Source organism: Azospirillum endophyticum, assembly GCF_016595245.1.
Taxonomy (GTDB): domain Bacteria; phylum Pseudomonadota; class Alphaproteobacteria; order Azospirillales; family Azospirillaceae; genus Azospirillum; species Azospirillum endophyticum.
This window is the reverse complement of the sequence record NZ_JAENHM010000044.1, coordinates 288,790-314,614: the sequence shown is the minus strand read 5'-3', so window position 1 is coordinate 314,614 and position 25,825 is coordinate 288,790. Positions and strand designations below refer to the sequence as shown.

Below are 25,825 nucleotides of genomic sequence, written 5' to 3'. Positions count from 1 at the left end.
TCGCCGGGGCTCAGGCGCGGATGCGCGGATCGAACAGGCGGTAGCTGAGGTCGATCAGCAGGTTGACCAGCACATACAGGCCGGCCGACAGCAGCAGGACGCTCTGGATCACCGGGTAGTCGTGGCGCTGCACCGAATCGATCACCAGCCGGCCGATGCCGGGGATGGCGAACACCGTCTCGGTCACCACCACGCCGCCGATCAGGAAGGCGATGCCGACGCCGATCGTGGTGACGATGGGGATGGCGGCGCAGCGCAGCGCGTGGCCGAGGACCGCCACGACGCCCAGCCCCTTGGCGCGCGCGGTGCGGATATGGTCCTCGTGCAGCACGTCCAGCACGGTGGCGCGGGTCATCCGGGTCAGCAGGGCGGTGTAGACCAGCGACAGGTTCACGCAGGGCAGGATCAGGTGGCTCAGCCAGGGTCCCACGCCCTTGGACAGCGGGACGTAGCCCTGGACCGGCAGCCAGCCCAGCGTGATGGCGAAGCCGTAGATCAGCAGGTAGCCGACCAGGAACACCGGGACCGAGAAGGCCAGCACGGCGAAGAGCATCACCAGCCGGTCGACCCAGCGCCCCGCCATGTGGGCGGCCAGCACACCGAGGGGGATCGATGCCGCCACCGCCAGGGTCATGGTCAGCAGCGCGATGGACAGCGTCGGCTCCACCCGCTGGGCGAGAAGCCGGCTGACCGGCACATGGGTGAAGATCGAGGTGCCGAGATCCCCCTGGGCCAGCCGGCCGGCCCACAGCAGGAACTGGCTCCACAGCGGCCGGTCGAGACCGAGGGCGGCGTGCAGCCGCGCGATGTCGTCGGCGCTGGCGGTGTCGCCGGCGATCAGCGCCGCCGGGTCGCCGGGCGACAGATGGATCAGCAGGAAGACCAGGACCGCGACCACCGCCATGACCGGCAGCGTCGCGGCGACGCGGTTGAGAAGATGGCGCATGGCGGGGGCTCCGCAATCGGCTGGGGGAGCGGCTGGAGGGCCGGGATTACGGCGCGCCGGCCGCCTTGTCGAGCATCCAGAGCTGCGGGACGTCGCCCCACAGGCGGTCGGCGTGCTTCACGTCCTTGCGGATGGCGAAGGCGGCGGAGAACTGGCCGAGCGGCACATAGGGCACGACCTGATAGGCGCGCTCCTGGAAGCCGTCCAGCCGGGCTCGCCGCTCCTCCGGCGTGCCGGCGCGGATCCAGTCGGCGCGCAGCCCGTCCAACGCCTCGTCGCAGGGCCATCCCGGCATCCCGTTGCCGCAGGCGGCCCCCAGCATGAAGTTGTTGATCGGCGAATTGGCGTCGAAGGTGGCGGCCTGGGTCACATAGACGCTCCAGCCGCCGGACGCCGGGGGATCCTTCTTCGCCCGGCGGGCGACCAGGGTGGCCCAGTCCATCGATTGCACGGTCACCGTCATGCCGATCGATTTCAGCGTCTGGATCGCCACCAGGGCCGCCGCGTTCAGCGACGCATAGTCGGTCGGCAGCAGGACCACCACCGGCTCGCCCTTGTAGCCGGCCTCGTCCAGCAGGCGCTTCGCCAGGGCCGGGTCCGGCTTGCGGTATGGCTCCGACCCGGCCGCCGTGTCGTTGGCGCCGCCGCAGATGAAGAAGCTGGCGCAATGCGCCAGCCGCAGGTCCGGCGGATAGCCCATGGCGGCGACGACCGCCTCCTGGTTGACGGCGTGCAGCACCGCCTGCCGGATCTTCGGGTTGTCGAAGGGCGGATGGAGCTGGTTGACGATCAGGTTGGCCTGATAGGCGCCGCCTTCGACCACCCGGACATCGCCGTCGGCGCGCAGCGGGCCGATGTAATCGGGCGGGACCAGTTCCAGCATGTCGACCTCGCCCGTCGTCAAGGCGGCGGTCGCGCTGTTGGCGTCCGGCAGATAGATCCATTCGATGCGGTCGATCCGGCCGGTCCGGTTGCCAGAGAGGAAGTCGGGGTCGTCCGTGCGGCCGGCATAATGCGGGTTGCGCACGAAGACGACCTTGCTGCCCGGCACCCATTCGTCGCGTTTGAACATGTAGGGGCCGGAGCCGTCCACCTCGGTGACCGGCTGCGACGGCGACTGTTCGGCCAGCTTCTCCGGCATGATGACCGGGATCATGCCGGAGACCTTCGACAACGCCTCCAGCACCAGTCCGAAGGGTTTCTTCAGCGTCAGGGTGAAGTTCCGGCCGCCATCCTCGGCGTCGTCGACCCGCCATTCGGCCCCGGCGGCGGTCATGGCGCGGCCGTAATTGTCGCGTGCCGCCCAGCGGCGCAGCGAGGCGACGCAGTCGGCGGCGCGCACCGGGCTGCCGTCATGGAAGGCCAGGCCCGGCCGCAGGGTGAAATGCCAGGTCAGGCCGTCCTCCGACCGGCTGTAGCGCTCCACCATCTGCGGCTTGGCCACGCCGTGCGAATCCTGTCCGAACAGCGTGTCGTAGACGAGATAGCCGAAGTTGCGCGTCACATAGTTGGTGGTGAACATCGGGTCGAGAATCTTCAAATCCGCCTGCGGCACCATGCGCAGCGTGACCGGAGGCGCGTCGGCGGCGAATGCGGCAGCGGCGAACGTGCCGGCGGTGAGCAGCGGAAGGGCGGCGCAGGCACCCAGGATCGCGCGCTTGAGCGGGAAAGGGCGGTGGGCGGTCGGCATGGCGGGCCTCCGGTCGGAAGGGCGGACGGAACGACGGTCGGGGAGGAGCGGGATCAGGTCCGGACGGTGTCGGACGCCAGATGGACGAGACAGTCGCCGGGCTGGACATGGGCGAAGCTGCGGACGCAGACGACCACGCCCGAGCCGCGGAACCGCAGGTCCACCGGTTCGCGCCACGGCGCATGCGGGTCGTACAGACGGCCGGCGATCTGGCCGTCGGCCACCTCGTCCCCTAGGCGGAAGGCCGGTTCGAACAGGCCGGGCGCGGGCGCGAAGAGGTAATGCCGCGCGCCCTCCACCCGCATCAGCCGGCCGGGGCGCGGATCGGGCACCGGGTGGCCGGGCAGCAGGCCGAGCGTCGCGATCAGACGCTCCACCCCATCCTCGACGATGGCGAGCCCGTCGGGGTTGCAGGTGCCGAAGCCGCCGAACTCGCCGCACAGGAACAGCTTGCCCCGGCGTTCGGCGGCGGCGGCGAAGGTCCGGTCCTCGCCGAGCAGGTCGGCGACCATCACATGCGGGGCGCCGAAGCCGTCGACCAGCCGCCAGTAGAGGGCGTGCCGGTCGCGGTCCGGCGGCGGCGAGGCGAGCAGCGTCGGCAGATGGTTCATCGACGCCCCGCCCGCATGAAGGTCGAGCGCCACGTCGGCCAGCGGCAGCAGCACCGTCTCGACGTAATGGGCGATCATCTGGGTCGGCGTGCCGTCGCGGGCCCCCGGAAACATCCGGTTCAGGTTGCCCTTGTCGATGGGCGACGTGCGGCTGCCGTTCATGTAGGCCGGGAAATTCAGCCCCGGAACGACGATCAGCCTCCCGGCGATCCGCAGCGCCGGCATGCGGTTGATCAGCTTCATCAGGGCGACCGGCCCCTCATACTCGTCGCCGTGGTTGCCGCCGGTCAGCAGCAGGGTCGGACCGCTTCCGGCCTTCAGCACCGCCAGCGGAATGGCGATGTGCCCGTAGGCGGAGCGGTCGTGGGAATGGGGAACGCGCAGCGTACCGGTTTGAAAGCCGTCGCGTTCGAAATCGACGTCGGTCGTAATGCGGGACGTCGTGATATGGGAGGTCGCGGTGGTCATGCGGATCTCGCCTGTCGGGGAATTCGGAAATTTGCGGCCCCGCGACGATCGGTGGAGATGGTCGTCGGGAGCGGCGCCTGATTGAAAGTGTGGCGGATTGCCGGAATGCTGGCGAATACCGTTTTATCGCCCTATCGATGCCTGAAAGGCATCACCCAGCGCGGAGCTTCGCCGTTCCCCCCGATGGATGGCAACCGCATGGCGCTGCGTCAGCTTGCGGAATCGATCACGCGCAGGAAGCGGTCGAGCGCCGGATTGTGCGTGGCGTCGAGGCAGGCGAAGGCCAGCGGCAGGGGGATCGACAGGTCGGCGAGTTCGATGAACCGGGCCAGGGCCGGCGGCCGCCCGCGGTTGGCGGAGTTCACGATGGCGGCGCCGATGCCCGCGGAGACCAGCGACAGGATCGCCGCCTCGGTGGAAACCTCCTGCACCACGTTCAGCGTCAACCCGGCTTGCTGGCAGGCGCCGATGAGGCGGTCGTAATAGGCCGGGTAGGTGTGGCGCGGGAAGGTGACGAAAGGCCGGCCGGCGAGATCGCGGGCATGGACGGGGGCGTCGGCCGGCAGGTTCCAGGCGCAGGGGACCGCCAGCACCACGTCGTGCTCCAGCAAAGGACGGACGTGCAGGCCCGCCGGCGCCGGTCCGAACAGGTAGACGAAGCCGCCGTCGAGCCGCCCGTCGGCCAGCTCCTCCAACTGTGCCGGGGTGTTGAGCGGCGCCAGCTCGACCCGGACACCGGGCGCCTCGCGCTGGAAGCGGCTGAACAACTCCGGCACCAGCCCGTCCCAGCCGGCATTCTCGACGAAGCCGATGCGGAGTTGCCCCTCCTGTCCGGCGGCGACCAGACGGGCCGAGCGGCCGGCCGCGTCCAGCAGGGCCAGCACCTTGCGCGCCTCCGCCAGATACAGGGTTCCGGCGGCGGTCAGCCGCAGGCCGCGCGGGCCGCGGTCGAACAGCGAAACCCCCAGCTCCTCCTCCAGATACTGGATCTGGCGGGATATGGCCGGCTGGGTGATGTTGACCCGCTTGGCCGCCAGCCGAACGCTCTCATGCTCGGCGACGGCGATGAAGTAGCGGAGATGGCGCAGTTCCATGGATCGGTGACCTTCGAAAGGCGCTCGCGGCCGGCCCGCTTCCAGCCATGACATGCATCGCCCGGTTTGGGAAGCGGCGGCTGCGATGCCTGCCGGGCATCATGCGTTCCCCGCATCGGCATTGGACAGGGGATGCCCGTCGAAGCACCCTGTCCGTGCAAGCAGGAGTCGTGGGACCATCATGCTCAGCCATTCGCAACCCCGCCATCTGGGTGACGTCCGCATCACCCGCATCGAGGAATTCGCCAGCGATGCCTTCGCTCCGGAGCGCCTGTTGCCCGACTGGGACCTCGGGACGGACCGCCGGCACGCCGCCGGGCTGGTGCCCGGCAGCCTGAATGCGGCGCAGGATCGTGTGGTAATCAGCGTCCATGCCTGGCTGGTCGAGACCGGCGGCCGGCGCATCCTGGTGGACACCGGGGCCGGCGCGGACAAGGAGCGGCCGGGTAAGCCGCTGTTCCACCGGCGGCGCGATCCCTTTCTGGAACGCCTGCTGGCGGCCGGGGCGGAGCCGGAGAGCATCGACACGGTTCTGCTGACCCACCTGCACACCGACCATGTCGGCTGGAACACCCGGCTGGCCGAGGGGCGTTGGATTCCGACCTTTCCCAGGGCCCGCTACGTGATGCCGCGGGTGGAACTGGAAGCCATGACGGCGGCGGCACCGGACAGTGACCGCGCCGCCCTGTTCCGCGACAGCGTCGAGCCGGTGCTGGACGCCGGCCTCGCCGAGTTCGTGGGAGCGGACGGCGGCGAGGTCGCGGGTGGCTTCCGCTTCCACCCCACCCCGGGGCACAGCGCCGGACATATGTGCATCGCGCTCGATTGCGGCGATGCCGGGAAGGCGCTCTTCACCGGCGACCTGATGCACCATCCCATCCAGGTCTACCATCCCGACTGGAATTCGATGTTCTGCGAAAGGCCGGACGAGGCGCGGCGGTCGCGGGTGAAGGTGCTGGACGCCGTGGCCGACACCGGCACGACGCTGTTCACCGCCCATTTTGCCGAAAGCTCGGCCGGGCGCGTGACCCGCGACGGGAGCGGCTTCGCTTGGCGGTTCCTGTAATGCCTGCGGTCATCGACGGTGACCGCAGGCGTCCGCGCCGATTGGCGCGACGGCCGCTCCCGGGCTGCCGTCAGCGTGCGGACCCCAAGGTTGGGCCGGTGATTTCGGGTCCCTTCGCGGCGTCGGCGATGGTGATGGCGGCCGGTCCCTGGGCGCCCAGCGTGACCGTCACCGGCTTGCCGTTGTTGTAGTTCTTCCACATCTGGTACAGCGACAGCGCCGCGAACATCTTGGCGTCGCGGCCGGTGTTGTACAGCCATTCCTGGGTCGGTACGACGCGCAAACTGCCGTTGGCGCCCTGCTCCACCTTGTCGGCGAAGCGGTAGCCGAGCGTGTCGCTGATGCTGGCGACCAGCCCGTCGAAGCCGGGGGAAAGCCGGCTGAAGCCGGCCTGCGCCGGGGCGGTATCGCCGCCGCCCAGCGTGCTGGCGGTCTGCCGCTTGACGAGATCGGAGAAGAGCCAGCCCTCCTCCCCGGTGCGCAGCACCCGGACGCCCAGCCAACTCCCTTCCCGTCTCAACTCGACCACCTCCTCGCCGCGGGCGATGGTGGAGCGAACCGCCGCGTCGTCCGAGGGGCCGGCGCGCAGGTTGACCTTCTCCCCGACCACCGCCTGGATGTCGCCGGATGCGGCCAGCGCCGGAATCGCCGGCGTTGCCGCCAATCCGACTGCCGCAACCAGGACCTTGATCGTCTTCCGTGACATGCCCGTTCCTCCCGCTGGGGGTGCCGACTGCGCACCGTTTCGCCAACAACGCATGGCAAGTGCCGGATGATCCACCGGCCGCGCGCAAGGATCGGGCTTGCCGCTGCCGTCTTCCGGTGCCGATGGCGCCGGGACGCTGTTTGACGATATCGAAGGCTGGCCAAGCGGTCCGGCAGGATTCATACCGCTGTCGTCCGGCCCGGCATCGCCCGGCCAAGCCTTCCACCGTCCACCGGCAGCAAGGCTCTTCCCATGCCAATACCCGACAACCCGACCTTCACGCTCGATCCCGTGCCGAAAATCATCACCTTCGACTGCTACGGCACGCTGGTGCAGTGGTACGAGGTGCTGCTGCGCGAGGTCGGCGCGACGCTGGCCAAGCACGGCGCGGACGGCGTGAGCGCATCCGCCATCCTCGACGGCTTCTCCGCGCAAGGGCGGCGCCTGACGGCGGAGAAGCCGCACCGCCTCTACAAGGACATCCTGCGCATCGGCTTCGCCGCTGCATTCGCCGAGCATGGCCTGACGCCGGCCCCGGAAGAGATCGAGCGCATCGCGTCGTCGCCCAGGGCGATGGGACCGCATCCGGAGGTGCCCGATGTCCTGCGACGGCTGCGCGAGCGCTACAGGCTGGCGATCTTCACGAACTCCGATGACGACCTCATCGCGCCGACCGTGGCGCGTATCGGCGTGCCCTTCGATCATGTCATCACCGCCGAGCAGGCGCAGGCCTATAAGCCGTCGCGGCACCTCTTCGAATACGCCTACGGCAAGATGGAGGTGACGCCGGACGAGACCGTGCATGTGGCGATGGGCATGTACTGGGACATGAAGGCCCGCCATGAATTGGGGTTCCGCGGCATCTGGGTGAACCGGCGGAACGAGGCCGGCAATCCGGACTGGCTGCCCTATGCCGAAGTGGCGGATCTGGAGGAAGCGGCTGCCTTGCTCCTGCCACCCTGACGCCGGCCAGGCGCGGCTCCTATTCCGCTTGGGCAGTTCCAGCAGGTTTTTTCCGCTTGACCTCAAGTTAGGTTGAGGTCTTAGGGTGATCGCATTGGATCTGGTATGCCACATTTCGTGCCGGTTCCGACCATAAGACGCAAAAACCTCAGGCAGGAAAGACGATGACCGACACCAAGCCGGAGACGATGCAGCGCTCATCCCCGCCCCCACCCCCGGCGACACGGACGTTGCGGGTCCATCGTCTTGACCGGATAGCGCCGCAGGTCATGCTGGTGGAGCTGCGCGACCCCGACGGCCAGGCATTGCCGGCGGCGGAGCCGGGCGCGCACATCGACGTCCATCTGCCGGACGGTGCGGTGCGGTCCTACTCGCTGTGCGGCGATCCGCTGGACAGCCAAGCCTACAGGATCGCCGTCCTGAAGGTGCCGGGCGGGCGGGGATCGGGCTTCATCCATGGCAACCTGGAACCCGGCACCACCGTCACCATCGGCATGGCCCGCAACAACTTCCGCTTCGATGATGCCCAGCGCTATCTGTTCATCGCCGGGGGCATCGGCATCACGCCGCTGTTGCCGATGATCCGCGCCGCGGCGCGCCGGGAAGCCGAGTGGGTTCTCCACTATTGCATGCGCAGCGCGTCGGCGGCGCCGTTCCTCGACGATCTCCGTGCCCTGGCCGACCTGCCGGGATCCCGGGGCCGGGTCGAGCTTCATGCCGCCGACGAGGGCCGGCGGCTGGCGGTGGACGACCTGCTTGCCGCCACGCCCGCCGATGTCCCGATCTATTGCTGCGGCCCGCAGCGGCTGATGGAGGCCGTCGCCGAAGCCGCCTCGCCGGGGCGGGACGTGCGCTTCGAGTGGTTCGCGCCGCGCGCGGACGCGGTCCGCGCGGATGCGCCCGACGGCAGCTTCGAGGTGGTCTGCGCCCGGTCCGGGGTGACGGTCACGGTCGCGGCGGGCACCAGCGTGCTGGAGGCGCTCGACGCCGCCGGCATTGCGGTCGTCTCGTCATGCGAGCAGGGCATCTGCGGCACCTGCGAGACGGCGGTGCTGGAGGGCGAACCGGACCATCGCGACAGCGTCCTGTCCGACGCCGAGCGCGCCGCCGGCAAGACGATGATGCTGTGCGTGTCGCGTGCGCGGAGTGCGAGACTGGTTCTGGATATTTGAAATCGGATATTTCACCGCGAAACGACCATCGGGAGGACCCATGACCGAGAACGACCTGGAACGGCTGGGGTTGGCGCTGTTGAACAGCCCGGCCGAGGCCATCGTCTATTCCGACCGCCAAGGCGCCATCCGCTTCTGGAACGCCGGGGCGGAGCGGATGTTCGGCTTCACCGCCGAAGACGCGCTCGGCCAATCGCTCGACATCATCATCCCCGAGCGGCAACGCCAGCGCCATTGGGAGGGCTATGACGAGGTGATGAAGACGGGGGTGAGCCGCTATGGCAGCGGCGACCTGCTGTCGGTTCCGGCGACGCGCAAGGACGGCACCCGCATCTCGGTCGAGTTCACCATCGTTCCGTTGAAGGACGCCGATGGCGCGATGCTGGGAATGGCGGCGGTCATGCGCGACGTCACGGCACGCTTCGACGAGCTGAAGGCCCTGCGCCGCCAAGCGGCCGGGCGCTGAGGCTGCTCTCCCCTGCCCTACCCCTGCGTCCCGCCGGCCAGCTGCGCCCGCAGCTCGCGCTTCACCACCTTGCCGTAGTTGTTCTTCGGCAGCCCCTCGACGAACAGGTAGCGCTTGGGCCGCTTGAAGCGGGCGATGCTGGCGTTGCAATGGTCGTCGAGGCCGGCGGGGGAAATGTCGCGGCCGGCTTCGGCGACGATGAAGGCGACGACGATCTCGCCCCATTCCGGGTCGGGCTGGCCGGTGACGCAGACCTCGGCGACGTCCGGGTGGCGCAGCAGGACCTCCTCCACCTCACGCGGGTAGACGTTGGTGCCGCCGCTGATGATCACGTCCTTCGACCGGTCGCGCAGCGTCAGGTAGCCGCGGGCATCGAAGGAGCCCATGTCGCCGGTGAACAGCCAGCCGCCGCGCAGGGCCTCGGCCGTCGCCTTGGCGTTGTTCCAGTAGCCTGCCATCACCACGTCGCCGCGGCAGACGATCTCCCCCACCTCGCCGGGGGGAAGCGGCCGGCCGTCGGCATCCACCACCGCCACCTCGACGCCGCTGCGGGCGAAGCCGACCGATCCCAGAACTGCGTCGTCGTCGACGGCATGGTCGCGGCGGCGCAGGCCGGTGATGGTCATCGGCGCCTCGCCCTGGCCGTAGATCTGGACGAAGACCGGCCCGAAGGCGGCGAGCGACCGGCGCAGCTCCTCGACATACATCGGGCCGCCGCCATAGACGACGGAGCGCAGGTTGGCCGGCCGGCGGCCGGTGCGCTCGGCCTCCAGCCGCAGCCGCTGCACCATGGTCGGAGCCAGGAAGGCGCCGCAGCCGGGGTGATGGTCGCAGAGGTCGAGGAATTCCGCCGGCTCGAAGGCGGACGACGCCGGAACCACCTGCCGGGCGCCCCGGCCGACATAGGCGGCCATGTAAAGGCCCGAGCCGTGGGACATCGGTGCCGCGTGCAGCAGGCTGCAGTCCTCGTCGACCGCCTCGACGTCGGCGAGATGGGCGATGGTCATGGCCAGCAGGTTGCGGTGGGACAGCATCGCCCCCTTGGACCGCCCGGTGGTGCCGCTGGTGTAGAACAGCCAGGCCAGCGCCTGCGGATCGGGATCGACCGGGCCGTCCCATTCCTCCCCGGCCGCCAGCGCCGCATACCCGTCCCCGCCGATGACGATGCGGCGGCAGGATGCCGCCGGCGAGCCGACCAGCGTCTCCTCCAGCCCGCCGGCCAGCTTGGGCGAGACGAAGACGGTGGAGGCAGCGGAATCCTCCAGGATCTGCACCAGCTCGCGCGGATGCAGCTTGGCGTTCACCGGCGTCGCGACCATGCCGGCGGCCCAGACGGCGAAGAACAGCTCGACATATTCCGGCACATTCCCGCTGGCGATGGCGATCCGGTCGCCCGGCCGGCCCGAGGCGCGGAGCCCGGCGGCGATGCGCAGGGCCCGCGAGCGCAGCCCGGCAAAGCTGTGGACCGCGTCGGTGCCGCGGAACACGGCGCCGCGTTCGGGGAAGCGGCCCGCCGCCTGATCGAGAAGGGAGAAGAGGTTCACCGGTGCCGTTCCTTCCTTTTATCCCGTATCCGTCGGATCCGTCGCAGCGCTGCGGTTGGTCAGGGTACGGATGCGTTCCTTGATCCGCTCGTCCAACGGATTGTAGACCAACAGACCAAGGTCCGGGCGGCCGTCGACGGCGAAGGCGGAATATTCCATCTCGAAGACGCCGAGTTGCGGATGCTGGAGGTGCTTGACCCCCTCGCTCGGCGCATAGACGTCGTTCTCGTTCCAGAAGGCGGCGAAATCCGCACTCGCCCGGCACAGCTCCTCGACGAGATCGGCGATCTCCTTCACGGCGCCGGCGCGGGCGGCATCGACGCGGAAGGCGCCGACCAGATGCCGCGCCATGCCCTGCCAGTCCTTCTGCTTGGCGCGGATCGCCGGATTGCCGAACACCAGCCGCAGGATGTTGCGCTGATCGGGAGGCAGCGTGCCGTAATCGGTCAGCACCAGCGCGGCGGCGCGATTCCAGGCCAGCACGTCCCAGGTCGCGGTCTTGATGAAGGCCGGACAGGCGTCGAACGCGTCCAGCAGCCGTTGCAGGCGCGGGCTGACGCCCTGCGCCGGCTTGTAGCGCATTTCCGGCGGACGCCCGAGCGCCAGGATGAACAGATGCTCGCGCTCGAGGTCGGTGAGCATGAGGCCGGCCGCGATGCGGTCCAGCACGTCGGCCGACGGCGCGCCGCCGCGCCCCTGTTCCAGCCAGGTGTACCAGGTCGGGCTGATGTTGGCGCGTTGCGCCACCTCTTCCCGGCGCAGTCCGGGCGTGCGGCGGCGGCCCGAGAAGCCGAAGGCCGCCGGATCGAGCCGCGTGCGGCGGTCGCGCAGGAAGGCGGCGAGCGTGTTGGCCTTGTCGGGCTGCTTCGGGCTGGTATCGGTCTGCATGGGCGATCCCGGCAATCACTGTACCCTGGTAATGATTATACTAGGAAAACGTCACTACTTTAACAGGATAGCACGGAGCATCAAACTGGAGGCCACGGAATTGACGAGGTGATGTCCCATGCGTGTCTTTCTCACCGGTGCCACCGGTTTCATCGGCCGTGCCGTGCTTGGTGAACTTCTGCAGGCCGGCCATCGCGTCGTTGGCATGACCCGGTCCGAAGACGGTGCCCGCGCGCTGGAGGCGGCCGGCGCCGAGGCGCATCTCGCCACGCTGGAGGATTTGCCGAGCATCCGAAGCGGTGCCGAAAAAGCCGAGGCGGTGATCCACACCGCCTTCGATCACGATTTCTCGCGCTTCGTCGAGAATTGCGAGAAGGACCGCCAAGTCATCGGCGCGCTCGGCGAGGTGCTGAAGGGCTCGGACCGGCCGCTGCTGATCACGTCGGGAACCGGCATCGGCGGGGCGGGCCATGGCCGGCTCGCCCGTGAAGACGTCTTCGACGACAGCCACCCCAATCCGCGCATCGCGTCCGAACGCGCCGGCAACGCGCTGCTGGAGGCCGGCGTCAACGTCGCGGTGATGCGGCTGCCCCAGGTCCACAATACGGAAAGGCAGGGGCTGATCACCCCGCTGATCGCGATCTTCCGGGAGAAGGGCGTGGCGGCCTATGTCGGCGAGGGCGGCAATCGCTGGTCGGCCGGTCATCTGAGCGACGTCGCCCGTCTCTATCGGCTGGCGATCGAGGCTGCGGAACCCGGCGCGCGCTACCATGCGGTCGGTGAGGAGGGCATCGAGACGCGCGCGGTGGTGGAGACGCTGGCGCGCGGCCTGAAGATCCCGGCGGTCTCGATCCCGCCGGACGAAGCGGCGGGGCATTTCGGCTGGATGGCGATGTTCGCGGGCATCGACATGGCGGCGTCCAGCGCCCTGACGCAGGCGAAGCTCGGCTGGCATCCGCAGGGACCCGGCCTCATCGCCGACCTCGAGGCCATGCGCTACGACTGACGGCGAGGTCGCCGCTCCCGGACGCCCCGTTTCTTCCCGGAGGAGGCGTCCGGGGCGAACATGCAATGTCACGCCGTCATTTCACCCGGAACCACCACGCCGTGCCAAGGTTGAGCTGGAGGGAAAGCATACGGAGCGATCATTCATGTCGAACGAAACGATCCGTCCGCTGCGCATCGTGGCGATGATGGCCGGATGTCTGGCATTGGCCGGATGCGGCGGCGGTGGAGCGACGGGGTTGGGCCTCAACCTCGTCTCGCAGGAACAGCTCGCCGATTTGGGCCAGCAGGACTGGCAGCGCCTGGTGTCGACGACACGGCCCACCGGCAACGCGACCTATCAGCGCCGCGCGGAAGAGGTGTCCGCGCGCCTGCTGCAGGCCGCCGGTCTCGACGCGGGACAGTGGGAGGTCCGCGTCTTCGAAGGCGACGAGGCCAACGCCTTCGCTCTGCCCGGCCGGAAGATCGGGGTCTATGAGGGCCTGTTCCGCTATGCGAAGAACGATGCGCAGCTGGCCGCGGTGATCGGGCATGAGATCGCCCACAATCAGGAAGCCCATGCCGCCGAGCGCGTCAGCACCCAGATGGCGTCGGAGGCGGGGGCCGGCATCGTCGGCGCGGCGCTGGGCGCCGGCGGCGTCCCGGGAAGCGAGCAGATCGCCGCCGCCCTCGGCACCGGTGCGCAGTACGGCCTCATCCTGCCCTATTCGCGCAACCAGGAGCTGGAGGCGGACCGCGTCGGATTGATGATGATGGCACGCGCCGGCTACGACCCGCGCGAGGCCGTCGCGCTCTGGGGCAACATGCGCCAGTCCGGCACGGAACCGCCGGTCTTCCTGTCGACCCACCCCGGCATCGACGACCGCATCGGCCAGCTGGACCGCCTGATGCCGGAGGCGCTGAAGGTCTACGCTCCGAAGTGACGCTGAGTCCGGACGGAGCGGACCCGGCGCTTGTCCAGGGCAATCGCGTTTGAAAGTAAAAATCCTATGATAAGGACCTCCGTCATCCCCGCGGAGGAGGCTGTGAAGAAATCGGGTACTCGCTGAGAGAGGCCTCAAGTTTGAAGCGCGTCGCCTCGCATCGCATCGTGTGCTTACCTCGGCCGTCATTCCCGCGAAGGCGGGAATCCAGCCTTTACAAATACTTGTGTTGGAAATCCTGGTTCCCCGCCTCCGCGGGGATGACGAGTGGGAGACGTGCGCGCCTACCGAATCAGGACTTTCTCATATAAGTCCGATTTCTTCACAGGCTCCTTCGCAGGAATGACAAGTTTTCTTGTATAGGATCAAATTTGCCAAATGCGATTACCCTGGGCACCGGTCACTTCGGCAGCATGGCCGCCAGGCAATCGGCGATCTGGCGGGGACTGAACGGCTTGCGCAGCAGTTGCACCGCCTCGCCGAAATCCGGGGTGTCGGCATAGCCCGTCACGATCAGCGCCGGGATCCCCGGACGCAATCGCCGCGCATTCCGCACCACGGCGGCCCCGTTCATGCCGGGCATGGCGAAGTCGGTGACCAGGGCGTCGATGACGGTTCCGTCGCGGAGAACGCCCAGGGCCTCTTCCCCGCCGTCCGCTTCGATGACCCGGTGCCCGAGGCTCTCCAGCACCGCCATCGTTCCCATCCGCACGATCGCGTCGTCCTCCACCAGCAGGATGGTATGCCCGTTCCTGTCCGCATCCCTGTCCACGTCTCCGGTCTCGGCCGCGGGGCCGGGATGGTCCGGCGTGGCGGCGACGGCCGGAACGCCGGGCAGGTAGAGGGTGATCGCGGTTCCGGCACCGGGCCTGCTGTCGATGCGGATTCCGCCGCCCGACTGCGTCGCCATGCCCTGGACCATCGACAGGCCCAGCCCGGAGCCCTTGTCGATCGGCTTCGTGGTGAAGAACGGCTCGAAGACATGAGGCAGCACCGACGGATCGATGCCGGTGCCGGTGTCCTCGACGCGGATCGCCACGTAGGTGCCTGCCGCCGGTTCCGCGGCCTTGTCGGCCGGATCGCCTGCCTCGCCGTCCCCGCCGACCTCCGCGACGAAGGTGGACAACGACAGCCGCCCGCCCGTCGGCATCGCGTCGCGGGCGTTGATGACGAGGTTCAGGATGGCGGATTCGAGCTGTGCCCGGTCGATCAGCGCAGCCGGAAGCCCGGGCTCCGCCGCGATCGTCACGCCGATCTGGCCGCCCAGCGTGCGCTCCAGAAGGGAGCTCATGCCGGAAAGCAGGTCGCCGATGTCGGTCGGCTCCGGCATCAGCGTCTGGCGCCGCGCGAAGGACAGCAGGGATTGCGTCAGGCGTGCTCCCCGCTCGACGGACCGGTTGGCCGCCTCGAAGAGATGGCGCGGGGTGCCGTCCGGCACCGTCGGACCCAGGACCGCGAGACAGCTGACGATGCCCTGGAGCAGATTGTTGAAGTCATGCGCGACGCCGCCGGTGAGCTGTCCGAGCGCTTCCATCTTCTGGGCTTGGAGCAGGGCCGCTTCCGCCCGCCGGCGGTCCGCCATTTCCATCTGCAGGGCCTGGGTCCGCTCCGCCACCCGTTCTTCGAGGCGGTCGGTGGCCCGGGTGATCTCGTCCAGATGGCTGCGGGTCCGGTACTGGCGTTCACGGCTGCGCAAGGCGGCCTGGACGGCGCTCTGCAAGGCCTCGCGATGCAGGGGACGATCGAGGAGCGTGACGTTGCCGAGCGTCTGGAAGAAGGCCAGCCGGCCCCGACCGGCCTGGCGGGTGCGGCGCGAGGTCAGGATCACGATGGGCAAGTCGGACCAGGGCGGCTGCGCATCCAGCCAGCTGCTGAGGGGCTCGGCATCGGTCAAGGCGCTTTCGGAGAGGATCAGTGCGGTAGCGGCATCGCCGAGGCTTCGGCAAAGCGCCGCCATGTCGCTGCATGGCTGCGTCGCCAGACCGATCTCGCCGAGCACCGAGCCGATCACCTCGGCATCCCGCCCTTCGGGGGCCAGGACAAGGATGAACTCGCGCATCGGCATCGATCACCCGGTCTCGGCCTGGCTGGTGAGCAAGGGCTCCGCCGAACCTCCATATTCCGGCACCCCGGTCAGGACCCCGCGGAAATCCATCAGCTGCGGACCGACCTGCATGCCGTCCGGGAACAGCCGGAACTCGCGGATGGACAGCTCGTGGACGCCCGTGCGCTTCTTGACCACCGAGATCGCCTTGCGCACCTCGCCTTCGACCTCGAAGAAGCGCAGAAGGACCACCGTGTCGCTCATGAAGGAGAGATCGACGGGATTCTGCACGTCCCCGATGATCCCCTGCTGGGCCAGGATCAGGATGGTCACCACGCCCTTGTTGCTCAGGTAGGTGAGCAGTTCATGCATCTGCAGGACGAGCGCCTTCTCCTCCGGCATGGTGCTGAGATAGGAGTTCAGGCTGTCGATCACCACGATGCGGGCGCCGTGATCCTCGACCTCGCGGCGCACCTGCCAGACGAACTGTCCCGGCGACAGGCGGGACGGGTTCGCCCGCCGCCAGCCCAGGCGGTTCCGGCGCACCGACTCCGCGATGTCGATGCCCAACGCGACGCTGCGCAGTTCCAGGGTCTTGAAATTCTCGTCGAAGGAGAAATAGGCGGCATGATCGCCGCGCCTGACCGCGGCCGTGACATATTGCAGGGCGATCGACGACTTGCCGACGCCCGACGGGCCGACGAGCATCGTCGTGGTCCCTTGCGTCAATCCGCCGCCCATCAGCTCGTCCAAGGCCGGCAGGCCGCTCTCCATCAGGGTCGGTTCGAAGTCGCTCTGGTGTTCCTCGGCGATCAGGCTGGGGAAGACCAGGACATTTTCCCTGGTGATGGCGAAGTCGTGCCAGCCGCTCTGATAGTCGGCTCCCCGCATCTTGGCGATGCGCAGGCGGCGCCGCGCGGCACCGTAGGACCGCTCGCTCTGTTCCAGCACGATCACGCTGTGCGCCAGGCTGTGCATCTCCGTCGAGCTGTACTGGTGGGTCAGGTCGTCGAGGATCAGGGTGGTGCACCGGCGGTCCTGCAGGAACTGCTTGAGGGCGAGAATCTGCCGACGGTAGCCGAGCTGATCCTGGGTGAGCAGGCGCAGTTCCGACACCGTGTCGATCACCAGGACCTCGGGATTTTCCTCCTCGATGCGGTCGATGATCAGGCGCACGGTCTCGCCCAGCTCCACCTCCGACGGGTAGAGCACGCTCTGTTGGCGATCCAGTTGGGCTTCGACCGGAACGATGTCGAACACCGCGACGCCGTCCAGCGACCAGCCATGGCTGGCGGCGGTCGACTCCAGCTCCTTCGCGTTTTCCGACAGGGTGATGTAGAGCCCCCTTCGGCCCTCCGCGCGCGCCTGGATCAGAAGCTGCAGGGCGATGGTCGTCTTCCCCGTCCCGGGCGCCCCTTCCAGCAGATGTATTCGTCCACGCGGCAGCCCGCCCCGCAAGATCAAATCGAATTCCGGAATTCCGGTCTGCACTTTTTCGATCGGGATGGGCTCTGGCACCAAAGGCTCCTTAACTTCCGTGTCTGTTGACAAACGCGGCGTAAGGAAAATGTTCCGTGGAAGCCGGTGTGCGCCTTGAAAATTGGCATGGCGTGGCATCACGATCGGTATCGGCCGTTACCCCCGCTCCGAAGGCGAGAGGGACCGGATGCCACGTCTCAGTGTTTGGCCGGCGGGTGCGCCTTTCCATCGGCTTCCGTCAGGTGCCGGCTGAGTGCCGCGGCGAGAATGCGGGGAGTGACCGGCTTGTGCAGCAGGTCGAAGCCATGCGCGAGGGCATCGTTCTGCGGTTCGGTGCCGATCTCGCCGGTTACCAGCAGGCCGGGAATGTCGGAACCATGCATCTCCCGGATGCGGAGGATCGCCTCGGTTCCGATGCGCTTGTCGCGCAGACGATAGTCCACGACCAGGATGTCCGGCCGGCGCCCATCCCGTTCCAGGCTCTCCACCGCGCGGTCCGTGGAGTCGGCGGCGAGGACGTCGAACTTCCACGCCCGGAGGATGCTCTCCATCCCCGCCAGCACGATCGGGTCGTCGTCCACCACCACGGCGAGCCGCCGCTCCGTCCGATCCGGCGGTGCCGGCGCCATCTCCGCGGGCGGAGGCTCCTCCGGCACGCCGGACCCCGTCGCCAGCGGTACGGTCACGCTGAACAGCGAGCCCTGATCCGCCTGCGAACGCACCGCGACGGGATGATCCAGCAGGGTCGACAGACGGCGGACGATCGCCAGCCCCAGCCCAAGGCCCTGGTTGCGGTCCCGCTCGGGATTGTCGACCTGATACAGCTCCTCGAAGACCCGGTCGATCTGGTCGGCCGGGATACCGCTTCCGGTGTCGCGAACCCCGATCACCAGATGGTCGGCCTGCACGGCGGCTTCGACCAGGATTTCACCCCGATCGGTGTAGCGGATGGCATTCTCCACCAGATTGCGCAGCATGCGGCCAAGCAGGACACGATCGCTGCGGATCACCGCCTGGCAGGGCGAGACCCGCCATAGGAGGCCCTTTTCCTGCGCGAGCGGGGCATAGGCGTCGTCCAGACTCCTCAGCAGCTCCGATGCGCGGAACTCCTCGAACTGCGGTGCCACGATGCCCGCATCGAGGCGGGAGATGTCGAGCAAGCCGTCCAGCAGCCCTTTCAGGATTTCCAGCCCATGCTGGAGACGGCCGAGCGCGTCGAGGCCGGGGCCTTCGTTCACGTGCGGACGGAGCACTTCGGCGAACAGCAGGATCGACTGCATGGGCTGGCGCAGATCGTGGCTGGCGGCGGCGAGGAAGCGGCTTTTGGAGCGGCCGGCCTCCTCGGCCGCGTCGCGGGCGTGGTGGATGTCGTGAATATCGACGGCGCCGCCGAACCAGGCGACGATCCGGCCGTCCTGGCGGATCGGATGGGTGCGGCTGAGGTGCCATCTGTAGGCGCCGTCGACCCGGCGCAGGCGAAGCTCGTATGCGTGCGCTGTTCCGGCGGCGATGGCGGATGCGCGGACCGCCTGGATCCGCCCGACATCGTCTGGATGAAGGTCGTCCATCCGGTTCGCCTCGACCGTCATGCGGCCGGTATAGGCGCGGAATGCGGCGTTGACGAACTCCAGGGTCCCGTCGGGGCGATTCACCCACATCATGTGCGGCGCGTTCTCCACCAGCGTGCGGGACCATTCCTCGCTGGCCCGCAGCGCGGCGGAGGCAGCCTCGTTGACCCGTATCTGTCGTTCGAGGTCTTCGACCAGCGCATCGAACGCCTGTCCCAGACGGGTCATCTCCGGGCCGTCCACCGCGCCCACGCGGGCGGAACGGTCACCGGCGCGCCAGCGCTCGGTCGCGGTGATCAGCGCCGTCACCGGTCTGTAGAGGTGCCGTTTGGCGATCAGGTACGCTGCAAGCAGTCCGAGCAGCAGCGTGGCGGCGATCCAGACCAGCGAGCGCCGGAGAGCGTCGTCGATGCCTTTCATCGCCGCATCATGGTCGATGCCGACGGCCACGAAGATATGCCGGACCCCGACGGACAACGGAACATAGGCGAACACACGCTCGACACCGTCGACTCCCACCAGTTGTGCGGTGCCCACGGCGTCGGCGTCCAGCAGCGGACGGAAGCGTTGCGGAAGCGCGGTGCCGACCGTCCCGGGCCGTGCCGGCGCATGCGCCAGCACGATGCCGCTGTCATCGGTCACCAGAAGTGCCGCGTTGTCGGGAAGCGGATGTTCGGACAGATACCGTTCGAGCCAGCCGAGGTCGATCAGGGCGGTGACCACGCCGATCGGCGGGCCGCCGGCACCGCTGCGACGGATCGGCAGGCCGAACGGCATCGCCGGCTTGCCGTCGTGCCGCAGCCGGATGAACTCGCCGACGGTAAAGCCATCGCTTTCCAGGGCGGCGCGCACATGCATCCGGTCGGCGATCGTCCGCCCTGGCAGGACCGGGTTGGTGGAGCAGAGAATGACCCCGTCCACTCCCGTGAGGTTGATCGTCAGATAATCCGGAATTCTCCCGCTTATGCGCGTCAGCAGCGCCTGACAGGCCGGCGCGTCGAGGGATTGTGCCACCGACGTTTCCACCAGCAGTTCCAGCATCTGGCGCACGCCTTCGACGAGGCGCTGCTGCTCGCCGCCCAGCAAGCCAAGCAGTTGCCGCGCATGCTCGTGGATTTCCTCCGAACGCTGGCGGCGCAAGTCGATCTGGTTCCAAACCTCAAGCGCGCAGATCGGGACAAGGGCCAGCGACACCAGCAGCAGAAGGCGCGTCAGGAAGCTCATGGCGCCCCGATCCCGACCCTGTCCCCGGCCTCGGCCCCATGGGATGCCACCGCCATTGCACCGCTCTCCGTCCGGTACTGCGCCTGCTTTCAACCATCGGGGAGGCTGGACGCTGCCGTCAAATCGCCGATTGCCCCAATTGCCATTCGGCACAGGCCATGCCGGCCTGTGCAAGAATCGGGTCGGGGTATGGCGGATTGTCGGGGCTACCGCGCGTTCGATGGAGCGCGGGCAATGGGAAGAGGGAGTGCCGAAGATGCCCGACTCCGAATGGGCCGGGCTTCCGCCGGATGGGTTTCCCGGCGCACTGGAGTTTCGCCGATCCTCAGGCCGCCGCGATGGCGCTGTTCAGGGAGGCGATCAGGATGTGGGCGTCGACCGGCTTACCCAGCACGTCGCAGGCGCCGCCGCCCATCGCCCGCATCCGCGTGGTGTCGTCGGCATAGGAGGTCATGAAGACGATGGGCGGACGGCGGCCGCCATCGGCGTTTAACCGTTCCTGCAGTTCCAGACCGGACAGGCCCGGCATGCGCACGTCCAGGATGATGCAGGCGATGCCCGGCCGGTCGGCACGGGCCAGGAAATCCTCGGCCGAAACGAAGGACAGACACCGGAAGCCGATGGACATCAGCAGATCGTCCAACGCCTCGCGGATCGCCTCGTCATCGTCGACCACCGCTATCAGGGGTGCTTTGGACACGTCGTGATGCCTCGACCAAATGGGGGCGCCGGTCCCTGGTGCCGAGCACATCCTATCCGAACGGGGCAATGGGGAGATACCACACCTAGGTCTATGCGGAGGCGGTCCATGAAGGGAGCGACGATCCGACGCGGGCCGGGAAACGGCGGCCGTCACTTCTCGGGGTCCAGCACCTCCGCCTTGCGCACGAGGTCGGCGACCGAGCGCACCTGCATCTTCCGCATCACCTTGCCGCGGTGGAGCTTCACCGTCACTTCGCTGATGCCGAGATCGCCGGCGATCTGCTTGTTCAGCCGGCCCTTGACCACCTCGGCCATCACCTCGCGCTCCCGCGGGGTCAGGGTCGCGGCCAGCGTCTCGACCGTCATCGAGGCGGCCCGGCCGCGCCGCCGGGTGCGGTCGCGGGCGATCGCGGCGTCGACCGCATCCAGCATGTCCTGGTCGCGGAAGGGCTTGATGAGAAAGTCCGCCGCCCCGGCCTTCATCGCCCGGACCGACATCGGCACGTCGGCGAACCCGGTCATGAAGACGATCGGCAGCGCGATGCCCAGGCTCTCCAGCCTCGTCTGGAACTCCAGCCCGCCCAGTCCGGGAAGCCGCACGTCGAGGATCAGGCAGCCCGGCTGGTCGGGAACCGCCGCCGCCAGCAGCTCGGCCGTGCTGCCGAAGGCGCGGCTTTCGATGCCGACGGACCGCAGCAGGTCGACCACCGCCTCCCGCATCCCGGCATCGTCGTCGACGACGAGAACCAGCGGATCGTCCTTGACGGTCGACGGAGCGGGCTTGAGGGCGGATGGTCCGCCGGGTGTCTGCGGCATGGCGGTCAGTCCTCTCGTGCCGGAGCGGGTGCTGCGGCTGACGTTGCGGTGGCCGGCGGAAGCGCCGCCGGGAGCGGGGACAGCGTCGACGGGATGGTGAACTCGAACACCGCCCCACCCTCGGCATGGTTGTGCGCGGTCAGCGTGCCGCCGCAGGATTCGATGGTGGATCGGCAGATGGACAGCCCCATCCCCATCCCGTCCGGCCGGGTGGTGAAGAAGGGGTCGAACAGGCGGGCACGGCTGTCCTCGTCGATGCCCCGGCCGCGGTCGCGGACCGCCGCCCTCACCTGTGTCCGATCCGCGAGCCCTTCCACCGTGATGGTCAGGTCCCGCCGGCCGCAGCCCGCCTCCGCCATGGCATGCAGGCCGTTGGTGACGAGGTTGATCAGCACCTGCTGCAAGCCGACCCGGCTGCCCCGCACCGGCGGGACGTCGGGCGCGAAATCGGTGACCAGGACGGCGGCGGCGGCCGACAGTTCGCGGTCCAGCAGCAGTGCCACCTCGTCCACCAGCTGGCGCAGGTCGATGGTCTCGTCGCAACGGCTGTCCTTGACCAACATCCCGCGAGTCCGCTGCACGATGTCGGCGGCCCGCTTGCCGTCGCGGACGATCCGGTCGACCGCCTTGGCGGCGGTGTCGATGTCGGGCGGATCACGGCGCAGCCACCGCAGGCAGGATTGCGCGTTCAGCGCGATGGCCCCCAGCGGCTGGTTCAGCTCGTGGGCGATCGAGGCGGACAAGGCCCCCAGCGTGGCGGCGCGCGCGGCGCGGGCCAGTTCGGCCTGCGCCGCCAGCAGCGCCTCCTGCGTGCGTTCGCGCTGGGTGATGTCGACGATGCCGACCACCACCTGATCGAATCCGACCCCATCGTCGGGAAAGCTGATCCCCAGCAGCACCGTCAGCCGGCGCCCGTCGGCGGCGATCAGCTGCGCCCGCCCCTCGAAGCGGTTGCGTCCGTTCCAGAGCGCCAGAAGGACGTCCGCCATCGCCGGATCCTCGGCGGGAAGGAAGCGTCCGAGCGGCCCCAGCACCGCCGTCCGGTCGGCGGCACCGAGCAATTCCACGGTGGCGTCGTTGACGCTGGTGGTGAGGATCAGCGCGCCCATCCGCCGCACCCATCCGGGATCGGCCTGGAGATGGGCGGCGAGCTCCGTCACCCCGCCCGCCCGCAGGGCGTCGAGCTCCGCCTTCACCGTGGTGAAGTCCTGCTCCCACAGGGAAAAGCGCGCCTGCTCGAACATGCAGCGGTGGCGCTTTTCGCTGCGCGCCAGCGCGCCGTTGGCCTGTACCAGCAAGGCCCGCGCGTCATGGTCCCGCACCAGCAACGCGCCGGTGATCAGGATGGCCGCCAGCGACACGCCGCAACGCAGCACCGACGACAGGTCCATGTCGTGCCAGTGCGACAGGAAGAAGGACAGCACCGCCAGCAGCGCGCAGCCGGACACCGCCCGCAGGAGGCCCCGCCGCGACAAGGCGGTGGCGCCCAGGAGAAGCACCAGGACATACAGGACGGCGATGGCGCTTTCGATGTCGGTGAAGGTGTCGACGATGAACACGGTGAGGGACAGCGGAACCGCGAGGATGCCGATCCGACGGTCGTTCGGCCGCCGCCACGCCTGCGAACCGCTCCACCCTGCGCCCATGCAACCGCCTCCAACCCCGCGTTGTACCGTTCCGGTGTCGACAGCTTGCCTGAGTGAGCGGCCCGCTTCTTGAAGAATCTGCCGATGACTTGACAGATCTGGACCGGCCGTCGGCAATCATACCGAGGTTTGCTTGAGCAAGCCGCAGTGCCGGCGTTACCATTCTGCCCCACGCCTTTTCGCACGCCGAACGAATCCGGCCGCAGGAGCCCGCCATGGTCGACGCCATCATCATCGGAGCCGGCCAAGCCGGGCCGCCGCTCGCCGAGCGCCTCACCGCCGCCGGCATGAGCGTGGCGGTCGTCGAGCGCAAGTTGTTCGGCGGCACCTGCGTCAACACCGGCTGCACCCCGACCAAGACGCTGATCGCCAGCGCCCGCGTCGCCCAAATGGCCCGGCGCGCCGCCGAGTACGGCGTGGTGCTGGACGGCCCGGTGCGCATCGACATGGCGCGGGTCAAGGCGCGCAAGGACGAGGTTTCCGGCCGCTCGCGCCACAATGTCGAGCGCTGGCTGCGCGGCATGCCCAATTGCCGGGTGCTCCAGGGCCATGCCCGTTTCGAATCGCCCGACAGCCTGCGCGTCGGCGACGAGCTGCTGACGGCGGAGCGCATCTTCCTCAACGTCGGCGCCCGTGCCGCGGTGCCGGACATGCCGGGCGTGCGTGACGTCGACATCCTGACCAGCGGCACGATTCTCGACCTCGACCATGTGCCGCGGCATCTGGTGGTGGTCGGCGGCAGCTACATCGGCCTGGAATTCGCCCAGATGTACCGCCGCTTCGGCGCCGAGGTGACGGTGGTGGAGAAGGGGGAGCGGCTGATCGGCCGCGAGGACCCCGACGTCTCCGACGCCATCCGGGAGCTGCTGGAGCGGGAGGGGGTGACCGTCCGCCTGTCGGCCGACTGCATCCGCTTCGCCCGCCATGCCGACGGGGTGGAGGTTGGGGTAAATTGTGCCTCCGGCAGCCCGTCGGTGGTGGGAAGCCATGTGCTGCTGGCGGTCGGGCGGGTGCCGAACACCGGCGACCTCGGCCTCGACAAGGCCGGGGTGGCGATGGACGCCCGCGGCTACATCACGGTGGACGACAGGCTGCGTACCAGCGTGGCGGGCATCTGGGCGATGGGCGACTGCAACGGGCGCGGCGCCTTCACCCACACGTCCTACAATGATTTCGAGATCGTCGCCGCGAACCTGCTGGACGACGACCCGCGCAGCGTCGACGACCGCATCCAGGCCTATGCGCTCTACACCGACCCGCCGCTCGCCCGCGTCGGCATGACCGACGAGGCGGTCCGCCGCTCCGGCCGGCGGGCACTGGTCGGCCAGCGGGCGATGACCCGCGTCGGCCGCGCGGTGGAGAAGGGCGAGGCCCAGGGCTTCATGCGGATCGTCGTCGATGCCGACAGCAAGGAGATCCTGGGCGCCGCCATCCTCGGTCCCGGCGGCGACGAGGCGATCCACGGCGTGCTGGACATGATGTACGCCAAGGCGCCCTACCCCACCCTGCAACGCGCCGTCCACATCCATCCGACCGTCGCCGAACTGCTGCCGACCCTGCTGGGCGAACTGAAGCCGCTGGACTGAGGCGGACGGGTTTCCGTGTGTTGCCTGGCCTGTGATGCTGGGAACCGTCAAGAACCGCCGTCTTCCTTCAAGAACCACCATCGCCGATGACGTATGCCTCGACGGTATCCTGCAAGAATCCGATGAGGCGACGCGATGAAGCGGCATTTCTACCCGGCCCTGCTGGCGCTGGCCCTGGTTCCGGCGCTCGGTGGCTTGGCGATCCCGGCCGGGCCGGCCGAGGCGGCCGCGCCGCAGCAGCGCACCCAGGCGCCGGGCTTCTACCGGATGATGCTGGGCAGGATCGAGATCACCGCCCTGCTGGACGGCACCCATCCCTTTCCCGTCCACGAAGTGATGCAGGGCATCGGCACGGCTGGCGCCGACGCGCTGCTGGAGCGCTCCGACCTCCATGCCCCGGTCGAGGGGTCGATCAATGCGTTCCTGGTCAACACCGGCGACCGGCTGGTGCTGATCGATAGCGGGGCCGGGGTCCTGTACGGCAAGGACGGCGGCCATCTGATGGGCAATCTGCGGGCGTCCGGCTATGCGCCGGAACAGGTGGACGAAATCCTGCTGACGCACCTGCACCGCGACCATGTCGGCGGCGTCGACGCCGGCGGCGCCATGGCCTTCCCCAACGCGGTCATCCGCGTCGACCGGCGCGACAGCGATTTCTGGCTCGACCCGAAGAACAGGGCCAAGGTGCCCGACTATCTGGGACCGATGTTCGACGGGGCCATCGCTTCGCTCCGCGCCTATGTCGCGGCGGGCCGGCTGAAGCCCTTCGACGGCGAGGCGCAGCTGCTGCCGGAAATCGGCGCCATCCCCGGCCCCGGCCACACGCCGGGGCACACCATCTACCGCATCCGCAGCGAGGGGGAGACCCTGCTGGCCTGGGGCGACATCGTCCATGTCGCCGCCATCCAGTTCCCCAAGCCGGACGCCACGGTGAAATACGACAGCGACGCGGCGTCGGCGGAACGGCAGCGCGAACGGCTGTTCGCGGAAGCGGCGAAGAACGGCGAGTGGATCGCCGCCGCGCACATCTCCTTCCCCGGCATCGGCCATATCCGGCGCGACGACGGCGGCTACAGCTGGCTGCCGGCAAACTACACCACGGTCCTGGCTCCGGCGACGCGCTGAGGCGCCCTCAAGGCAGCGAAAGCGGGTTTTGTTCAAAAAATCCCGCTTTCAATCTTCAATAGTGAGGCCGGGATTTCCGGCACCCTCCCTGGA

The 25,825-nt window shown here is 68.7% G+C and carries 21 protein-coding genes; 8 read left to right on the top strand and 13 right to left on the bottom strand.

The window, feature by feature from the left end; all coding sequences use genetic code 11:
- Positions 1–10 precede the first annotated feature (10 nt).
- The 4 genes from JHL17_RS14750 to JHL17_RS14735 form a co-directional block, all read right to left on the bottom strand.
- Positions 11–946 carry an ABC transporter permease gene (locus tag JHL17_RS14750; RefSeq protein WP_200194239.1) on the bottom strand — a complete coding sequence of 312 codons (936 nt, stop codon included), beginning with the start codon at positions 944–946 and terminating at the stop codon, positions 11–13.
- A 46-nt stretch (positions 947–992) separates the two neighbouring features.
- A complete protein-coding gene (locus tag JHL17_RS14745) occupies positions 993–2,636 on the bottom strand; it encodes an ABC transporter substrate-binding protein (protein ID WP_200194237.1) in 1,644 nt (547 codons plus the stop codon).
- A 53-nt stretch (positions 2,637–2,689) separates the two neighbouring features.
- Positions 2,690–3,715 carry a succinylglutamate desuccinylase/aspartoacylase family protein gene (locus JHL17_RS14740; RefSeq protein ID WP_200194236.1) on the bottom strand — a complete coding sequence of 342 codons (1,026 nt, stop codon included), beginning with the start codon at positions 3,713–3,715 and terminating at the stop codon, positions 2,690–2,692.
- 209 nt (positions 3,716–3,924) lie between these two features.
- A complete protein-coding gene (locus tag JHL17_RS14735) occupies positions 3,925–4,809 on the bottom strand; it encodes a LysR family transcriptional regulator (RefSeq protein WP_200194235.1) in 885 nt (294 codons plus the stop codon).
- A gap of 181 nt (positions 4,810–4,990) precedes the next feature.
- On the opposite strand from JHL17_RS14735, the gene JHL17_RS14730 reads away from it, so the two are divergent.
- On the top strand, positions 4,991–5,875 hold the full coding sequence (locus tag JHL17_RS14730; RefSeq protein ID WP_200194234.1) for an MBL fold metallo-hydrolase: 885 nt from the start codon (positions 4,991–4,993) through the stop codon (positions 5,873–5,875).
- A gap of 70 nt (positions 5,876–5,945) precedes the next feature.
- Here JHL17_RS14730 and JHL17_RS14725 read toward each other — a convergent pair whose 3' ends face one another.
- On the bottom strand, positions 5,946–6,581 hold the full coding sequence (locus tag JHL17_RS14725) for an SH3 domain-containing protein (RefSeq protein WP_200194233.1): 636 nt from the start codon (positions 6,579–6,581) through the stop codon (positions 5,946–5,948).
- A 252-nt stretch (positions 6,582–6,833) separates the two neighbouring features.
- Here JHL17_RS14725 and JHL17_RS14720 point away from each other — a divergent pair, with 252 nt between their 5' ends.
- From JHL17_RS14720 to JHL17_RS14710, 3 genes are all read left to right on the top strand, one after another.
- Positions 6,834–7,544: a haloacid dehalogenase type II gene (locus JHL17_RS14720; protein WP_200194232.1), complete on the top strand. Its 711-nt coding sequence runs from the start codon at positions 6,834–6,836 to the stop codon at positions 7,542–7,544.
- Positions 7,545–7,708: 164 nt separating this feature from the next.
- On the top strand, positions 7,709–8,716 hold the full coding sequence (locus JHL17_RS14715) for a PDR/VanB family oxidoreductase (protein ID WP_247893539.1): 1,008 nt from the start codon (positions 7,709–7,711) through the stop codon (positions 8,714–8,716).
- Positions 8,717–8,756: 40 nt separating this feature from the next.
- Positions 8,757–9,182: a PAS domain-containing protein gene (locus tag JHL17_RS14710; protein WP_200194230.1), complete on the top strand. Its 426-nt coding sequence runs from the start codon at positions 8,757–8,759 to the stop codon at positions 9,180–9,182.
- A gap of 17 nt (positions 9,183–9,199) precedes the next feature.
- On the opposite strand, the gene JHL17_RS14705 is transcribed toward JHL17_RS14710, so the two are convergent.
- Both JHL17_RS14705 and JHL17_RS14700 read right to left on the bottom strand, forming a co-directional pair.
- Entirely contained in the window at positions 9,200–10,726 is a 1,527-nt protein-coding gene (locus tag JHL17_RS14705) for an AMP-binding protein (protein ID WP_200194229.1), read from the bottom strand.
- A gap of 18 nt (positions 10,727–10,744) precedes the next feature.
- A complete protein-coding gene (locus JHL17_RS14700; RefSeq protein ID WP_200194228.1) occupies positions 10,745–11,614 on the bottom strand; it encodes a helix-turn-helix transcriptional regulator in 870 nt (289 codons plus the stop codon).
- Between the two features lie 118 nt (positions 11,615–11,732).
- On the opposite strand from JHL17_RS14700, the gene JHL17_RS14695 reads away from it, so the two are divergent.
- Together JHL17_RS14695 and JHL17_RS14690 are read left to right on the top strand one after the other, a co-directional pair.
- Complete coding sequence (locus tag JHL17_RS14695; RefSeq protein ID WP_200194227.1) at positions 11,733–12,620, top strand: SDR family oxidoreductase; 888 nt, start codon at positions 11,733–11,735, stop codon at positions 12,618–12,620.
- A 145-nt stretch (positions 12,621–12,765) separates the two neighbouring features.
- On the top strand, positions 12,766–13,542 hold the full coding sequence (locus JHL17_RS14690) for a M48 family metallopeptidase (RefSeq protein ID WP_200194226.1): 777 nt from the start codon (positions 12,766–12,768) through the stop codon (positions 13,540–13,542).
- Between the two features lie 400 nt (positions 13,543–13,942).
- On the opposite strand, the gene JHL17_RS14685 is transcribed toward JHL17_RS14690, so the two are convergent.
- The 6 genes from JHL17_RS14685 to JHL17_RS14660 form a co-directional block, all read right to left on the bottom strand.
- Entirely contained in the window at positions 13,943–15,601 is a 1,659-nt protein-coding gene (locus JHL17_RS14685; protein WP_200194224.1) for an ATP-binding protein, read from the bottom strand.
- 9 nt (positions 15,602–15,610) lie between these two features.
- Positions 15,611–17,104, bottom strand: coding sequence for a DUF7125 family protein (locus JHL17_RS14680; RefSeq protein ID WP_345773816.1), 1,494 nt, complete (start codon positions 17,102–17,104; stop codon positions 15,611–15,613).
- 158 nt (positions 17,105–17,262) lie between these two features.
- Positions 17,263–19,857 (bottom strand): ATP-binding protein, encoded by a 2,595-nt coding sequence (locus JHL17_RS14675; protein WP_247893538.1) that lies wholly within the window; start codon positions 19,855–19,857, stop codon positions 17,263–17,265.
- 325 nt (positions 19,858–20,182) lie between these two features.
- Positions 20,183–20,557: a response regulator transcription factor gene (locus tag JHL17_RS14670; RefSeq protein WP_345773815.1), complete on the bottom strand. Its 375-nt coding sequence runs from the start codon at positions 20,555–20,557 to the stop codon at positions 20,183–20,185.
- 152 nt (positions 20,558–20,709) lie between these two features.
- Positions 20,710–21,375 (bottom strand): response regulator transcription factor, encoded by a 666-nt coding sequence (locus JHL17_RS14665; RefSeq protein ID WP_200194223.1) that lies wholly within the window; start codon positions 21,373–21,375, stop codon positions 20,710–20,712.
- Between the two features lie 5 nt (positions 21,376–21,380).
- Positions 21,381–23,021, bottom strand: a complete 1,641-nt coding sequence (locus JHL17_RS14660) for a sensor histidine kinase (protein ID WP_200194222.1) — start codon at positions 23,019–23,021, stop codon at positions 21,381–21,383.
- Positions 23,022–23,236: 215 nt separating this feature from the next.
- Between JHL17_RS14660 and JHL17_RS14655 the strand changes: the two genes are divergently transcribed.
- Together JHL17_RS14655 and JHL17_RS14650 are read left to right on the top strand one after the other, a co-directional pair.
- Positions 23,237–24,607, top strand: a complete 1,371-nt coding sequence (locus tag JHL17_RS14655; protein ID WP_200194221.1) for an FAD-containing oxidoreductase — start codon at positions 23,237–23,239, stop codon at positions 24,605–24,607.
- A 135-nt stretch (positions 24,608–24,742) separates the two neighbouring features.
- Positions 24,743–25,732: an MBL fold metallo-hydrolase gene (locus JHL17_RS14650; protein ID WP_200194219.1), complete on the top strand. Its 990-nt coding sequence runs from the start codon at positions 24,743–24,745 to the stop codon at positions 25,730–25,732.
- The last annotated feature ends 93 nt before the right edge of the window (positions 25,733–25,825 follow it).